Here is a 15,920-nt window from a genome sequence, read left to right as displayed (position 1 = left end):
GTGGCAGGATGACGGGGCACACCAGGACGGCGTCGGACCGGAGCCCCCGAAGGACGACGTCCCGCGGGGGAAGGCAAACAACGCTGAAAGCCTGCCCGGGTCGGCCCACCCCATTGGAATACCGATCCCGCGGACGCAGGTCCTACGATACGTGATCTGATCGCCCAGCGTCACCACCAAATGAGGCTGTGAACGATGTCTCAGCAAATATTGGCCCTGAAGGTGCGCGTTTCGTGACAGATCGCGGTCTCCCTGCGCCGATCGGGCGAATGGGTCCCACGAATGTCTTCGATGTGACCATCCGACCCCCGCGGCGATTCACCCGATCAGATCCGGCCGCCGGTCGGTGGACATGCGAAAAGACCACAGAATAAATCGGTTTCGTCACATTCATGTTTCGACGCGGAAAAGGCGGAAAGCGACACCTGAATCCTAGCAAATCGGTCGAAATCATAGAATTCGACCGGTTGCGGTGGATTTCGTCAGATTTCGTCCGGAACCGGCTCCGGCACCCCGGCCACCGACGCCAGGACCTCGTCCAGTTCGTCCGTCTTGATGAGCACCTCGCGCGCCTTGGAGCCCTCGGACGGCCCGACGATGCCGCGAGTCTCCATCAGGTCCATCAGCCGCCCGGCCTTGGCGAAGCCGACCCGCAGCTTGCGCTGCAGCATCGAGGTGGAGCCCAGCTGCGAGGTCACCACCAGGTTGATCGCCTCCAGCAACAGATCCAGGTCGCCGCCGATGTCCGGGTCGACGTCCTTGGCCGGATCGGCCTTGGCGACGGTGACGCCGTCGGTGTAGTCCGGTTGCGCCTGCTCCTTGACGAAGTCGACGATCGCGGTGATCTCCTCGTCAGAGACGTACGCCCCCTGAATGCGGACCGGCTTGGACGCGCCCATCGGCAGGTACAGGCCGTCGCCCATGCCGATCAGCTTCTCCGCGCCCGGCTGGTCCAGGATGACCCGCGAGTCCGTCAGGGACGACGTGGCAAAGGCCAGCCGGGACGGCACGTTGGTCTTGATCAGACCGGTGACCACGTCGACGGACGGCCGCTGGGTGGCCAGCACCAGGTGGATGCCGGCGGCCCGGGCCTTCTGGGTGATCCGGACGATGGCGTCCTCGACGTCCCGTGGCGCGGTCATCATCAGGTCGGCCAGCTCATCGATGATGCCCAGGATGTACGGGTAGGGCTTGTAGACGCGCTCCGACCCGGGCGGGGTGACGATTTGCCCGTTGCGCACCTTCTTGTTGAAGTCGTCGACGTGCCGGACGCCGTGCGCCAGCATGTCCTGGTACCGCTGCTCCATTTCCTCGACCAGCCAGGCCAGCGCCGCGGCCGCCTTCTTCGGCTGGGTGATGATGGGCGTGATGAGGTGCGGAATGCCCTCGTAAGGAGTCAACTCGACCATTTTCGGGTCGACCAGGACCATCCGGACTTCTTCCGGGCTGGCCCGTTCCAGCAGCGACACCAGCATCGAGTTGACGAAGGACGACTTGCCCGACCCGGTCGCGCCGGCCACCAACAGGTGCGGGGTCTTGGCGAGGTTGGCGGTGACGAAGTTGCCCTCAACGTCCTTCCCGAGTCCGACCACCAGCGGATGGTGGTCGGTGCGAGCATCGGGAGCGGCCAGCACGTCACCCAGCCGCACCATCTCCCGGTCGGTGTTGGGCACCTCGATGCCGACGGCGGACTTGCCCGGGATCGGCGCCAGCAACCGCACACTCTCGGTGGCCGCGGCGTAGGCAATGTTGCGGGTCAGCGCGGTGATCTTCTCGACCTTGACGCCCGGCCCGAGCTCGACCTCGTACCGGGTGACCGTCGGCCCGCGGGTGAACCCGGTCACCGCCGCATCGATGTTGAACTGTTCGAGGACCCCGGTAATCCGGTTGATCATGTCGTCATTGGCGGACGAGGAAACCTTCGGCGGCGCCCCCAACTTCAGCAGGCCGGGCGGCGGCAACTGGTACCCGCCCGCCGGACCCGGGGTGAGCACCGGAAGTTGCTTCGTCGCCGTCTCGGTGAATGCGGGTTCGGCCGCACCCTTCGCCGGCGGCGTCGGTACCCCGGCCGCCTTGGCCGTGCGGGAGCGAGAGATCCGGGCGGTGGGCGGATCCTGCGGGGGCGTCGGCTGGACGGGCAGGATCGGGCGGGTCAGCGGCTCCTCATCGCGGTGCGACGGCTCCGCCCCATCGGTGGCGTTCGCGTCCACCGCCTGCCGGCGCCGCGCCGGCCGGCGCAGCCGGGGCGCGGCCGGCGGGGCGTCCGGATCGAGCGGATGGTCGTCGTCGCTCCGCGGGTCCCGGTCGTCGTCGCCGGCCCCGCCCGACCGATGCCCGCCGTACTCCCGCCAGCCACCCTGAATGAGCCGGGGCACGTCGGCCAGCGAGATGCCCAGGATGAGCAGCAGGCCGAACAGGCCCAGCAGAACCAGCAGGAGGATCGCCGGCACGGCGGTGATCCCGACGTACAACGGCTGGCCGACGAGCCAGCCGACCGTGCCGCCGGCGTCCATCCGCTGACCGGTCGAATCAGCCGCGCCGGGATCCAGCCGAGCCGCGTGCAGCACGTGCAACACGCCGGCCGCGCTGAGCACGACGGCGATGCCACCGGCGACCCGCCGGGGGCGATGGCCGGGGTCGGGCTGGGAGCGCATCAGAACCACGGCGAGCACGACCAGCGCAACCGGGAACACGTAGGCCAGCATCCCGAACCAGACGCGGACGGCGTCGTCGGCCAGCGCACCGATCGGACCGGCGGCCCCCAGCCAGGTGCCGACCGCGCAGACCAGCGCGACCGCGAGCAGACCAAGGGCCAGCCCATCGCGCTTGTGGGACGAATCGATGGACCGGGTGGCCGACGCGCCGGCGCCGACCGCTCGAGCCAGCTGCCCGCACCAGCGCGCGACGAGCAGCCACAATCGGCGCAGCCCGCGGCCCAACCCCTTGATTCCGGTGACCACCGGCGACGGTTCGCGGACCCCCGGGTTCTGCCAGGTCTTGGTCGGCGCCGCCGAGCGACCCTTGCTCGAGCCCGACCGCGGTGTGCCGGACTTGCCCGACCGACCTCGCCCGCCTCCGGACGACGTGCTGGCCGACGGCGCGTTTGCTGATGACGAACGCCGCCCCGACCCCGCCGACGTTCGCGCCGTCGAACGCGCGCCTGAGGACCGGGTTGCCGGGGACTTCGCAGCCATCTCGCTAACGTATCCGGCCGGTCACATCAACCCCACGTGCCACACCGGGTCCCGGGACTGGACGAGGCCGGGCGGCGTGGGTCAGGAGGCCAGGGAGAGGGCAACCTCGGCCGGTGCGGCCGGCTCGATGGGGGCGGTCGACGAGACCGCGTCCCGCTCGAGCAGCCCGTCGGTGGCCCGGAACAGGGTGCCGGCACCGTGCACCCGCACCGGACCCTGGCGCGCCGGGAGGAACACCGACCGACCGGGACCGACCGACAGGTCGTTGCCCTGCGCGTCGGTCAGGGTCAGGGTTCCCTCGGTCACCAGCAGGATCTGCGGTCCGGTGTGCTCGAGCACCCGGCCGACCTCGTCGACCCGGACGCGGGACAGGGCGAATTCGGGGGCCGGCGTGCGGAAGGCGACCTCACCCGGGGCAACCGGGACGCCGGTCACCAGCATCGGGTCACCCGGGGCGAAGGACACGACGGCAGACAGTTCGGCGACGTCCACGTGCTTGGTGGTCAACCCGCCGCGCAGCACGTTGTCCGAGCTGGCCATGATCTCGACACCGAAGCCGGACAGGTAGGCGTGCATGTTGCCGGCGGGCAGGTAGACGGCCTCGCCCGGGGCCAGCTCGATCCGGTTCATCAGCAGGGCGATGAGCACGCCGGGATCACCCGGGTAGTGGTCGGCCAGCCGGGCGGCCATCGCGTACTCCCGGGCGAATTCACCGCCGGATCCGGCGCGAGCCCGACAGGCGGCGGCGACGGAGTCAACGGTGGGCGCGATGGCCGCGCGATCTGCCTCCAGCAGCGAGGTGACGACCTCCCGCAGACCGGGTTCTCCGGGCTGCTCGACCAGGGCGGACCGGACGTCACCGAGCACCGGCGTGCCCAGCTCGTCCAGCAACCGCACGGTGGTCACGGTCGGGCGGAAGCCGCACAATGCCTCGAACTCGGTCAGGGCGTACATCAGTTCCGGCTTGTGCGAGCGGTCCTTGTAGTTACGGAACGGTGCGTCCACCGGCACCCCGGCCGTGTTCTCGGCGTCGAAGCCGGCCCGGGCCTGGTCCATCGTCGGGTGCGCCTGCAGGGACAGCGGCGCGTCCGCGGCGAGCAGCTTGAGCAGGAACGGGAAGCTGTCGTCGAACTCGCGGGCCACCTGCGGACCGAGGGTGCCGTTCGGGTCGTCGGCGACGGCATGCAGCAACGGCCGCTCGTCGCCCGGCCGCACCAGCACCGACGAGTCCCCCGGGTGGGCGCCGACCCAGAGTTCGGCCTGGGGCTCGTTCGACGGCACCGGTCCCCCGAGCAGGCCGGAGATCGCGGTCCGCGATCCCCAGGCGTAGGGACGCACCTGGTTCTTCATCAAAAACATGGCCGGAATTCCTTTCGCGCAGCAACGACGGGTCACTGGCGTCACCGTTGCCGACCAGATGGCACCCAGATGTCAACGTGGATGCTTCACCAGACGTCCCAGCGAACTCCGGGTGCGATCACTGTGACGCGTCCCACCGAGCTGACGGTTCACTCGCTGCCGCTCGCTCACGCCGGTCCCTCCCCCGGCCGCCTCGCCAGCTCGGCCACCGGGCCACGGGAACGGTGTCGGTGCTGACGGTTCACTCGCTGCCGCTCGCTCACGCCGGTCCCTCCCCCGGCCGCCTCGCCAGCTCGGCCACCGGGCCACGGGAACGGTGTCGGTGCTGACGGTTCACTCGCTGCCGCTCGCTCACGCCACCGGATGACGCGACCGGGTGCGCCTGGACAGCTTGCGCCAGACCCAGCTCGACGGCACGTGCCGGTCGTACAGCACGTACTCGCAGGCGGCGTCGTCGAACAGGGTCGTTTCCAGGGCGTGCCGGTCGGTCGTCCGGCCGGCCAGCAGGAGCTCGTCGTCGGCCCGCAGTACGAAATCGTCGTCGGGGGTGAGTTGAATCTCCGCGTCGTGTCCGGATCCCCGCTGGACGAGCAGGGCCACGACGTCCAACCGGGTGGACCGGTCGTCCGGGTCGCGGAGCACGTCCCCCAGCCGGACCTCGTCGTCGAGCAGCCACCGACGCAGGGCCGGCGCCTCGCCCGGGACCAGCCGCTCCTTCCACAGTTCCTGCAGCCGGCGCCCGCAGGACCCGGTGATCCGTTCCAGCGTCCGCGAGGCCCACTCGTCGCCCATCGCCGGGATCTCCTGGACGAACCGCCACAACAGTGGGGTGGACAACTGGGCGTACATCTCGTGGGCGACGACCTCGGTGGGGACCAGTAACGAGTCCGGGTCCATCGCATGGAACAGCGGCGAGCTGATCTGCAGGTTCTGCCGGGCGGCCACGAACAACGTCGGGTTGATCTTCCGAGCGGTGGCGACCAGCGACAGGTTGGTGGTGTCGTTGTCGGTGCCGGCGACGAAGCCGACGGCGGTGGCCAGGTCGGCCCGCTTGAGCACCGACGGTTCGGAGGCGTCGCCGACGATCACGGCCGGGTCGTCAGAACTTCCCAACGGATCGATGATGGTGACGGCCAGCCCCTCGTCCCGCAGGTCCTTGACCAGTTCCTTGCCGAACCGGCCGTAGCCGGCCAGCACCCAGCGGCCCTTGGTCGGCGGTCGGGCCCGGCGTGGCCGGTCCGCGCCGGGACCGCTTTCCAACCAGGTGAGCAACTGGTACGAGGCGGGCGCGCGCAGCGCCAGCCGCAGGTGGTCGCCGAACCGGTCGAACGGGTTGACCAGGGATGGGTTGCCGAACGCGCGCATCCGGTACTCGATGGTCGGCGACACCACCCGGGCGATCACCGGCAACTCCGGCCGGAGCAGGGCGGCGGCCATGATCACGTGCAGGTTCACGTCGTCGTCGCTGGTCAGCGCCACCACTCCGGAGCAGTACGGATTGTCCAGGCCGGCGATCGCCAGGTGATGCGGGTTGCGCACATCGCCGGCCAGCGCCGGCACATCCGCGTGGTACGCGACCAGGTCCAGCGAGTCGATCCGCTCGGACTTCGAGTCGATGACGACGAACTGCTGGCCCATCCCGTCGAACGCCTTGCCCAGCAATTCCCCGGTCTGCCCGTAGCCGGCGAACAGCAGGAACGGTTCGCGCAGCCGGCGCACCTTGCGGCGGAACCGCTGCAACGCGAGCGCCTGCCGGAAGGTCCGGTCCTGGATGAGGGTCAGCAGCGAGCCGATCGCATACGCCCACCCGATCACCAGCAGGTAGATGGAGATCGTCGTCCACATCCGCTGGTTGGCATTGAACGGGAACGGCAGCTCGCCGTAGCCGATGGTCGAGGCCGTGTAGCTCATGAAGTACAACGACTCGAAGATCGACATGTGGTACGGGCGGCCCTCGGGATCGGTCGCCGGAATCAACGACATGCCGAAGACGGTGATCGAGAAGATCACGATCAGGATGATCAGCGGGGCCCGCATCCGCCGCATGACGATGAAGATCGTGTTGGTGGCGGCGGGCTCGTCGTCCACCGTGATCCGGCGGCGGAGCCGGGGTCGGCTCTCCCGCTCGTCGTCCCCGAACATCTGCTTCCAGAAGATCTGCAGGACGTTCGACATGGGTCAGCGCCGGTGGAAGGACACGGTCTCGACCACCAGCAGGATCACCGACACCAGGTTGGCCAGCAGCGCCCCGCCGGACAACGAGACCACACTGGCCATCGCCTCGCCGGTGACGCCGTGGCTGGACACGTTGGCCGCGTACCCCCAGACCAGCGCGGCGCAGATCAGCTGCAGGTCGGCGACCAGGCTGGTGGCCAGATGGGTCGCGCCCAGCTGGGTCCGGTCACCGAACTTGAGGACCGTGGCGATCAGGCTGACCACCAGCGCGCCGAACAGCTCGTAGATGTTGTGCAGCTCCGGGACGGCGATGTCGCCCAGGAAGAAACCGAAGTTCAGCGTCGCCGCGAGCAGCACGAAGAAGCCGAAGATGACCTTCTCGAGGTTCATCGATCACCCCCTGACCGGACCATGCGGATGCGTGGCGATGCCCGCGCACTCCAAGATGATCACCCCTGGGCCGTCTTCCCGCTCCACGGGGGTGGTGACCGCAGCACGATCGGGGAACCATCGAGAAGCAGACCGGTCGTCCGCATCGGGTCCCGACCCTGGAGGCGAGATGCATACCCTCACCATCGTCGTCGTCTTCGCCGCGCTCGTGGTCATCCTCGGGCTGATCTTCTGGATGCTGCTGCACTGGCGCCGCTTCCGGTACGAGACGGACCGCTTGACGGCCTGGCAGGACGTGTTCGGTCAGCGGGGCGGGAGGGTTGCGCTGCTGGTCGGATTCATCGCGCTGGCCGTGCTGGTCGGGGGCCTGCTCGCCTACCAGGCGCAGCTCACGTCGATGCAGTGAGCCGGCGGCGAGGGTCAGGCCTGGGCGTGTCCGGCCACCGCACCGATGACGATCACCGCCGGCGACTCGACGCCCGCGCCCCGGGCCAGCTCGGCGATCTCGTCGAGGCGGCCGGCGGTCACCCGCTGGGCGGGGGTCCACCCGTTCTCCACGATCGCCACCGGCGTGGCCGGGTCCAAGCCCGCACCGAGCAGCCCGGCGGCGATCACGGGGAGGGCAGCTACCCCCATCAGCACCACCAGCGTTCCGTGACCCCGGGCCAGCGCCGCCCAGTCCAGATCGACGGGCAGCCCGTCGGGGGTGACCGCGTCGTGCCCGGAGATGACCGTGACCTGCCGGGACTGGCCGCGGTTGGTCACCGGGATACCGGCCGCGGCCGGAACGGCGAAGGCGCTGGTCACGCCGGGCACCACGGACACGTCGACGCCGGCCTCCCGGCAGGCGGCGACCTCCTCGCCGCCACGACCGAGGACGAACGGGTCGCCGCCCTTGAGCCGCACCACCCGCCGCCCGGCCTGCGCGTGCTCGACCAGCAGCCGGTTGATCTCGGTCTGCGGCACCGGATGCCGGCCGGGGGCCTTGCCGACGTCCAGAATCAGCACCCCCGGCCCCAGCTCGTCGAGCACGGACCGGGGCGCGAGCCGGTCGACGACCACCACGTCGGCGGCCGCGAGCTCGCGCCGTCCGCGCAGGGTGAGCAGGTCGCCGTCACCGGGCCCGCCGCCGACCAGCACCACCCGGCCCGGGCCGGGCCGCTGCCGCCGCACGGGCAGGGCGCCGGCGTCCAGGGACGCGGCGATGGCGTCCCGCACCGCGACCGCCCGCCGGGGATCGGCGGCGCCGGCGGAGCCGACGGAGACGAGCACGTCGTCCCGTCGCACCACCGCGGCCGACCGGGCACTGCCGGTGGCGGCGTCATCGGCGCGCACGCAGAACACCTGGCGAGCCTCGGCATCCGCGGCGACGGTCTCATCGGCCGGCCGGTCACCGGTCGCGGCGAACACCAGCCACGCCCCGTCCAGATCATCGACCCGGTACTCACCGCACCGCCAGGTCAGCAATCCGGCGGCCGCGCCGTCGACGATCGATTCGCAGGCGAACGGTGCGACGACCAGCACGTCGGCCCCGGCGTCCAGCACGGCGGCGACCTTGCGGGCGGCCACCGGCCCCCCGCCGGCCACCAGCACCCGCCGCCCGTGCAGCGACAGGTGCAGGGGCAGCAGCTCAGACACCCTCGAGCCGCTTGCCGGACGGGCGCAGGTACACGTACCAGGTGACAGCGAAGCACACCGCGTAGAAGCAGATGAACCCGATGTAGGCGGCGTCGGCGGACTTGGTGGCCAGGAAGGACTGCCGGAAGGCGAGGTTCACCAGCACGCCACCGAACGCGCCGATGGCGCCGGCGATGCCGATCAGCGCACCGGCGTAGCGCTGTGACTTGGCCATCGAGGTGGCCGGGTCGGCTCCCTGGCGGGTGATTTCCAGGCCCGACTTGGCCTTGAAGATGGCCGGGATCATCTTGTAGACCGACCCGTTGCCCAGCCCGCTGAACGCGAACAACATAATGAAGCCGACCAGGTACAGCGGCAGCGAGTGCATCAGCGACGCGGCCAACACCACGATCGCGCCGAGCGCCATGGCGACGAAGTTGACGAACGAGACCCGCGCCCCGCCGAGCTTGTCGGCCAGCGACCCGCCGTAGGGCCGGATGAGGGAGCCGATCAGAGGGCCGATGAACGTCAGGTACGCGGCCTTGACCGGCGTCGAGAAGATGTCGGCGAACTGCACCTGGAGCACCTGCCCGAACGCGAACGAGAAGCCGATGAAGGAACCGAAGGTGCCGATGTAGAGCAGCGAGATCACCCAGGTGTGGCGGTCCTTGGCCACGTCCCGCATCGCCCGCTTCGAGTTCTTCATCTCGGTGAGGTTGTTCATCTTGATCGCCGCACCGACGGCGGCCGCGATGATCAGCGGGATGTAGATGATCGGCAGCACCCGCGGGTAGCTCGCGCCGATGGTGGCCAGGATGAGCAGGCCGATCAGCTGCACCATCGGGACGCCGATGTTGCCGCCGCCGGCATTGATGCCCAGCGCCCAGCCCTTGAGCCGGGCCGGGTAGTAGGCGTTGATGTTGGTCATGGACGAGGCGAAGTTGCCGCCACCGACGCCGGCCAGGCAGGCGACGAACAGCAGCGTGCCGTAGGCCACCCCCGGCTGCAGCACGATGACGATACCGATGGTCGGGATGAGCAGCAGCAGTGCCGAGATGATGGTCCAGTTGCGGCCGCCGAAGGTGGCCACCGCGAACGTGTACGGCAACCGCAACACGGCGCCGAGCAGCGTCGGCAGCGCGGTCAACAGGAATTTACCGGCGGCGTCGATGCCGTACTCCGGGCCGAGGAACAGCACCAGCACCGACCACATCGACCAGACCGAGAAGCCGATGTGCTCGGAGATCACCGAGAAGACCAGGTTCTTCTTGGCGATCCGGGCACCCTTCTCCGCCCAGAAGACCGGATCCTCGGGACGCCAATCCTCGATCCAGTGCTTGCCGTGGTGGGTCTTGGGGATCGCCGGGTCGGCGGGCGTGGTCGCCAGGTCGGCCTGGACCGGGGTGATCTCGGGGGTGCTCATCGGCACGGTTCCTGTTCTGTGGTGGGCGAATCAGGCTGGTACTGCACACTCGGTGGTCGCCGGACGGTGAATCACACCGAGTAGAGGACGATCTCGTCGTCGACGACGTCCACCCGCCACGACCGGAGATCGGGCTGACCGCTGCGCGAACAGCCGGTGGCCAGCTCCCAGGCGTTCAGGTGCAGCGGGCAGATCACGACGGAGCCGTCGATCTGGCCGTCGGCCAGCGGGCCGCCCTTGTGCGGGCAGACCGCCGAGACGGCGTGAACCGCGCCCGATCTCAGATGGAAGACGGCGACCTGGGTGCCGTCGACGCCGAACGCCCGGCCCTCCCCCGCCGGGACCTGGGACAGCGGGCCCAACCGGTGGGCGGTGCCGGCGCCGGGATCGGTGACGGCGGTCATCGAACCGGCACCTGGGGCAGGACCTCCAGCGGCAGGGAGGTGCGGAACTGGCCGGGGGTGGCCGGCTTCGCCCCTTCCTGCCAGGGGTCCTTATACCCGTCGACGGCGGTCTGCAGGCGCGCGTCCAGGTCGGCGGCGATGCCGAGACTGTCCTCCACGATCACCTCACGCAGGTGCTCGATGCCCATCCGCGGCACGAACGCGTAGGTGCGCTCGAGCCACTTGGCGTTCTCCCGGTAGTACTGGATGAACCGTCCGCTCAGCGTCGTCGCCAGGTCGGGATCGTCCACCGTGGCCAGCAGGTCACCCTTGCGGATGTGCGCGCCGGCCGCGCCGCCGATGTAGATCTCCCACCGGCCGCCGTCGATGGCGACCAGGCCGACGTCCTTGCACAACGACTCGGCGCAGTTGCGCGGGCAGCCGGTCACCGCCATCTTGATCTTGGCCGGCGATTCCAGCCCCTGGAACCGGGACTCGATCTTGATGCCCAGGTTGGTCGAGTCGCCGACGCCGAACCGGCAGAACTCCTGGCCGACACAGGTCTTCACCGTCCGGAAGCTCTTGCCGTAGGCGTACCCGGACGGCATGCCGAGGTCGGCCCAGACCCCGGGCAGGTCCTCCTTGCGGATGCCGAGCAGGTCGATCCGTTGGCCGCCGGTCAGCTTGACCATCGGCACGTTCCATTTCTCGGCGACGTCGGCGATCTTGCGCAGCTGCTCCGGGGTGGTCACGCCGCCCTTCATCTGGGGCACGACCGAGAAGGTGCCGTCCTTCTGGATGTTGGCGTGCACCCGGTCGTTGATGAACTTGGCGTCCTTCTCGTCGATGTACCGCTCCGCCCAGATCATCTTGAGCAGGGAGGCCAGCCCCATCTTCGACTTGGCGTCCTCGGCGCCGTCCGGGGCGAGCGCGGCAAACACACTGGAGACCGAGCGGAGTTCCTGTTCCAGGATCGCCTTCATCAGATCGGGCTTGTCCATGGGGATCCCGGGGACGTACCAGTTGGCCGACGGGTCCTCCTCGACCTTGCCGCCGGCGGCCCATTCGACGATCTGGCAGACCATGTTCTTGCAGGAGCCGCAGCCCTTGCCGGCCCGGGTCTTGTCCATCACGCCGGCGACGGTCTTCACGCCGCTCTCCACGCAGGCGACCAGGGCGCCTTTGGAGACGCCGTTGCAGTTGCACACCTGGGCGTCGTCGGCGAGTTCGGCGACGCCGACCTCCTCGGCCGGAGTGCCGAGGTTGAACAGCATCTCCAGCCGCTCCTCGGGCAGCGGCAGGCCGCGGTCGAACGCCTGGATCAGGAAGGCGACCTTGGAGGTGTCGCCGAGCATCGTGGCACCGATCAGCTTCTCGTCCCGGATCACCAGTGACTTGTAGATGCCCTTGCGCGGCTCGGAGAACACGATGTGCTCGTCGGTGTCGCGCTCCGGGCCCTGCACGCCCATCGCGGCCACATCGACGCCCGCCACCTTGAGCTTGGTGGAGGTGCGCGAGCCGTGATAGGCGGCGTCCGGGTCGGTCCCGGTGAGATGCTCGGCCAGCACGACGGCCTGCTCCCACAACGGTTGCACCAGGCCGTACACCTCGCCCCGGTGCTGCACGCACTCGCCGACCGCGTAGACGTCGGGATCGTCGACGGTGCGCATCTGATCGTCCACGATGATCGCCCGTTCGACCGTGAACCCGCTGGTGACGGCGATGTCGACATTGGGCCGGATGCCGGCGGCCACCACGACCATGTCGCACTCCAGCAACGGATGGTCGACCATCCAGACGCCCTCGACCTTCTCCTCGCCCATGATGGAGGTGGTCCGGGCCTTGCAGTGCACGTAGATGCCCAGATCCTCGACGCTCTTGCGCAGGATGTCCCCGCCCTCGGGGCCGATCTGGGCGTTCATCAGGTGCGGGCCGGCGTGCAGCACGTCGACCTGCAGTCCGAAGCCCTGCAGGCCGCGCGCGGCCTCCAGGCCGAGCAGCCCGCCGCCGATGACCACGGCGCGGCGATGGTCGTCGTGCTGGGCGTAGGCGATCATCCCCTGGGTGTCTTCCATGGTGCGGAACGCGAAGACGCCCGGCTTGAGTGACCCGTCGTCCATCCGCACGCCGTCGATCGGCGGGATGAACGAACGGCTGCCGGTGGCGATGATCAGCTCGTCGTAGGGGGTTTCGTACTTGGTGCCGTCCACGGTGTGTTCGGCGTAGACGATCTTGGCGAACCGGTCGATCCGGGTGGCCCGCACCCCGGCGTACAGGGTGATGTCGTTCTCGGTGTACCAGGCCAGGCTGTTGAGGAAGATGTCCGTCTCGGTCTCCTCGCCGGACAGGACGTGGGACAGCATGATCCGGTTGTAGTTGCCGTACGGCTCGTCGCCGAACATGGTGACGCTGAACTGCTCGGCGCCCCCCCGGGCCAGGATCTCCTCGACCGTGCGCGCGCCGGCCATCCCGTTCCCGATCACGACCAGCTTGCGCCGGGCGTCCCCCGGCTCGAACTGCTCTTCGTACGCCTCCAGGGCGTCGTCGTCGACCAGCGTCATCAGACCTCCACCAGCCCCAGGTCCAGGACCACGGTGCCGGTCAGCTTGTCCGGAGCGGCGATCGCCAGTTCCAGGGCGGTTCCGCCGATCAGGTCCTCGACGACCCGCAGCGGGACGTGCACGTCGGACTTGGCGCCGATCGGGAAGTACCGCATCGGCACGCCGTCCCGCTTGAGGACAACGGTGATCAGTTCGTCGGTGGTGTTGCCGCCGCGGAAGTACAGGGCCTGCGCCACCGAGCCGTCCGGCACGACGTACGTCAGGGTCGCGTCGATCGGCGCGGGCTTGTCCACCCCGGCGCCCGTGAACGGGAAGATGCCCTGCAGGAAGCGATTCTTGGAATGCATGGGGGTGTCCTTCGATCTCGATGGGTGCGGGCGGCGGTTTCCGGTGGCACGGCGGGTGGAGCCGGTCGATGCGGCGCGGCCCCGGAAGGGCAGGACCTCCGGTTGGCCGGGCATGGCCGTCAGGAGCTGGGTGTCGTCGGGCCCGCCGATCCGGCGGGCGGCGACGGCGCACACCTTGAATTCCGGCATCCGCGAGTACGGGTCCAGGTCCGGAACGGTCAGTGAGTTGGCGTTGTTGGCGCCGCCCCAGTGGAACGGGACGAACAGCACCTCGGGCCGGATCGCGTCGGTGACCTGGGCCCGGAAGACCGCGACACCCCGGCGGGTGCGGAGTTCGACCAGGTCGCTGGGTTCGATCCGCAGCCGGCGGGCCAGGCTCGGGTGCAGCTGCACGTGCGGGTCGGGCACCATGGTGCCCGACAGGCGCCGGGTCTGCGTGCCGCTCTGGTATTGCTGCAAGAGCCGGCCGGTGGTGAGCACGTACGGGTAGGACGGATCGGGGGTCTCGGCCGGCGCCCGGTGCACCACCGGGATGAACCGGGCCCTGCCGTCCGGCGTCGGGAAGGACTCGGTGAACAGCCGCGGGGTACCCGGATGGTCCTCGGCCGGGCACGGCCAGAACACGCCCTGCTCGGCCTCGATCCGGTCGTAGGTGATGCCGGCGTAGTCGGCGATGCCGCCGGCGCTGGCCCGCCGCAGCTCCTCGAAGACCTCGGCCGGCTTGTTCGAGAAGTATTGTCCGCGGCCCAGTCTGGTGGCCAGTTCGACGATCATCTGCAGATCGTCGAGAATCCCCTCGGGCGGCGGCAGGACCATCTTGCGGCGGATCACCCGACCCTCGAGGTTGGTCATCGTGCCTTCCTCCTCCGCCCATTCGGCGGTGGGCAGCACGATGTCGGCCAGCATCGCCGTTTCGGACAGGAAGATGTCCGAAACGATCAGCGTGTCCAGGGATTCGAGCCGGTGCCGGATCCGATTGGCGTCCGGCGCGGAGACGACGACGTTGGACGCCAGCACGAGCAGGGTGCGCACTCCCCCGTCGGTGCCGAGCCGGTCCAGCATCTCGAACGCCGACGTGCCGGGCATCGGCAGCTCGTCCGGATCGATGCCCCAGACGGCGGCGACGTGCGCGCGAGCTCGCGGGTCGTCCAGCCGGCGGTACCCGGGCAACTGGTCGGCCTTCTGCCCGTGCTCGCGGCCGCCCTGCCCGTTGCCCTGCCCGGTGACCGTGCCGTAACCGGACGCCCACTTGCCCGGCAGGCCCAGCGCGAGGGCCAGGTTGATGAACGCCTGCGCGGTGTCGGTGCCATTGCTGTGCTGCTCGGCACCGCGGGCGGTGAGGATCATCGCCGACGGTGCCGTGGCCAGAGTCCGGACGGTTTCCCGCATGTCGGCAACGCTGACCCCTGTCGTGCGCTCCACCCAATCGGGCCAGTACGAGCTGACGGCGGCCTTGACCGCGGCGAAACCGGTGGTGCGCTCGGCGATGTAGGTCTCGTCCAGGTAGCCCTCGCGAATCGCGATGTGCAGCAGGCCATTCGCCAGGGCCAGGTCGGTGCCCGGAACGGGAGCGAGATGCAGCGATGCGCCCTGCGCGGTGCTGGTGCGGCGCGGGTCCACCACGATGTGCCGGGCGCCGTTGGCCCGGGCCTGGTCGAAGTACTGCATGGCCGGCGGCATGGTGTCGGCCGGGTTGGACCCGACCAGCAGGACGGCCGCCGCATCGGCGATGTCGGCAAGCGGGAACGGCAGCCCCCGGTCGATGCCGAACGCCTTGTTCCCGGCGGTCGCGGCCGAGGACATGCAGAACCGGCCGTTGTAGTCGATCATCGCCGTTCGCAGCCCCACCCGGGCGAACTTGCCCAGCGCGTAGGCCTTCTCGTTGGTCAGGCCGCCGCCGCCGAAGACCCCGACGGCATCGCGGCCGTGCACCTCCTGAGTCTGGGTGATCGCGGCGACCATCCGCTCGAACGCCTCGTCCCAGGTGGCCGGGCGCAGGGGTGACGTGCGGTCACCGACGATCTCGCGGACCAACGGGGTGCGCAGCCGGTCCTTGTGGTCCAGCAGTTCGGTGGCGGTCCAGCCCTTGGCACACAGTCCCCCGCGGTTGGTCGGAAAGTCCTCCTGGGGCTGGAGGCTCGCCCGCACGACCGCCGGATTAGGCCCGGACACCATCGTGATCCCGCACTGCAGCGAGCAGTACGGGCAATGGGTCGCTGTCGGCACAGCGTGAGCTGTGGGCACAACGGGGGCGGCGGTCACCTCTCCGAGTGTCGGCATCCATGTTTCAACGGCCGCCACACTCTGTTACGGGCGCATTGTGTTGTGCTCACCGCCGCAGGTCAGCCGTGCGGGTCCGACGACACACAGGGAGTCCCGGAAGACCCGCCCGGCCGGTCATGCGCGGTTCGCGATGTTACGGCTCAGCAGTTGGCCGGTCCCACCGGTGATCGACATCACAACCGGTTCCG

At 69.5% G+C, this 15,920-nt stretch carries 10 protein-coding genes; 1 reads left to right on the top strand and 9 read right to left on the bottom strand.

All coding sequences use genetic code 11. The annotated features are described in order from the left end of the window. Nucleotides 1-482 precede the first annotated feature (482 nt). The 4 genes from ACILSK_RS03675 to ACILSK_RS03660 form a co-directional block, all read right to left on the bottom strand. Nucleotides 483-3,194, bottom strand: coding sequence for a DNA translocase FtsK (locus tag ACILSK_RS03675; RefSeq protein ID WP_395725758.1), 2,712 nt, complete (start codon nt 3,192-3,194; stop codon nt 483-485). Nucleotides 3,195-3,275: 81 nt separating this feature from the next. Continuing rightward, entirely contained in the window at nt 3,276-4,553 is a 1,278-nt protein-coding gene (gene manA / locus ACILSK_RS03670) for a mannose-6-phosphate isomerase, class I (protein ID WP_395725757.1), read from the bottom strand. A 351-nt stretch (nt 4,554-4,904) separates the two neighbouring features. After that, a complete protein-coding gene (locus tag ACILSK_RS03665; protein ID WP_395725756.1) occupies nt 4,905-6,728 on the bottom strand; it encodes an NAD-binding protein in 1,824 nt (607 codons plus the stop codon). A gap of 3 nt (nt 6,729-6,731) precedes the next feature. Continuing rightward, a complete protein-coding gene (locus ACILSK_RS03660; protein WP_395725755.1) occupies nt 6,732-7,118 on the bottom strand; it encodes a DUF6394 family protein in 387 nt (128 codons plus the stop codon). A 169-nt stretch (nt 7,119-7,287) separates the two neighbouring features. Between ACILSK_RS03660 and ACILSK_RS03655 the strand changes: the two genes are divergently transcribed. Next, on the top strand, nt 7,288-7,524 hold the full coding sequence (locus ACILSK_RS03655) for a hypothetical protein (protein ID WP_395725754.1): 237 nt from the start codon (nt 7,288-7,290) through the stop codon (nt 7,522-7,524). Between the two features lie 14 nt (nt 7,525-7,538). On the opposite strand, the gene cobA is transcribed toward ACILSK_RS03655, so the two are convergent. The 5 genes from cobA to ACILSK_RS03630 form a co-directional block, all read right to left on the bottom strand. Beyond that, a complete protein-coding gene (gene cobA, locus ACILSK_RS03650) occupies nt 7,539-8,756 on the bottom strand; it encodes a uroporphyrinogen-III C-methyltransferase (protein ID WP_395725753.1) in 1,218 nt (405 codons plus the stop codon). Beyond that, nucleotides 8,749-10,158: a nitrate/nitrite transporter gene (locus ACILSK_RS03645; protein WP_395725752.1), complete on the bottom strand. Its 1,410-nt coding sequence runs from the start codon at nt 10,156-10,158 to the stop codon at nt 8,749-8,751. Before ACILSK_RS03645 ends, cobA begins: the two co-directional genes overlap by 8 nt. 71 nt (nt 10,159-10,229) lie before the next feature. Then, nucleotides 10,230-10,562 carry a Rieske (2Fe-2S) protein gene (locus ACILSK_RS03640; RefSeq protein WP_395725751.1) on the bottom strand — a complete coding sequence of 111 codons (333 nt, stop codon included), beginning with the start codon at nt 10,560-10,562 and terminating at the stop codon, nt 10,230-10,232. Then, nucleotides 10,559-13,102: a nitrite reductase large subunit NirB gene (nirB, locus tag ACILSK_RS03635; RefSeq protein ID WP_395725750.1), complete on the bottom strand. Its 2,544-nt coding sequence runs from the start codon at nt 13,100-13,102 to the stop codon at nt 10,559-10,561. Before nirB ends, ACILSK_RS03640 begins: the two co-directional genes overlap by 4 nt. Then, nucleotides 13,102-15,729 carry a molybdopterin oxidoreductase family protein gene (locus ACILSK_RS03630; RefSeq protein WP_395725749.1) on the bottom strand — a complete coding sequence of 876 codons (2,628 nt, stop codon included), beginning with the start codon at nt 15,727-15,729 and terminating at the stop codon, nt 13,102-13,104. Before ACILSK_RS03630 ends, nirB begins: the two co-directional genes overlap by 1 nt. Nucleotides 15,730-15,920 lie beyond the last annotated feature (191 nt).

The sequence above is a fragment of the Nakamurella sp. genome (genome assembly GCF_044224575.1).
Taxonomy (GTDB): domain Bacteria; phylum Actinomycetota; class Actinomycetes; order Mycobacteriales; family Nakamurellaceae; genus Nakamurella.
This window is presented reverse-complemented; position numbering and strand designations above follow the sequence as displayed.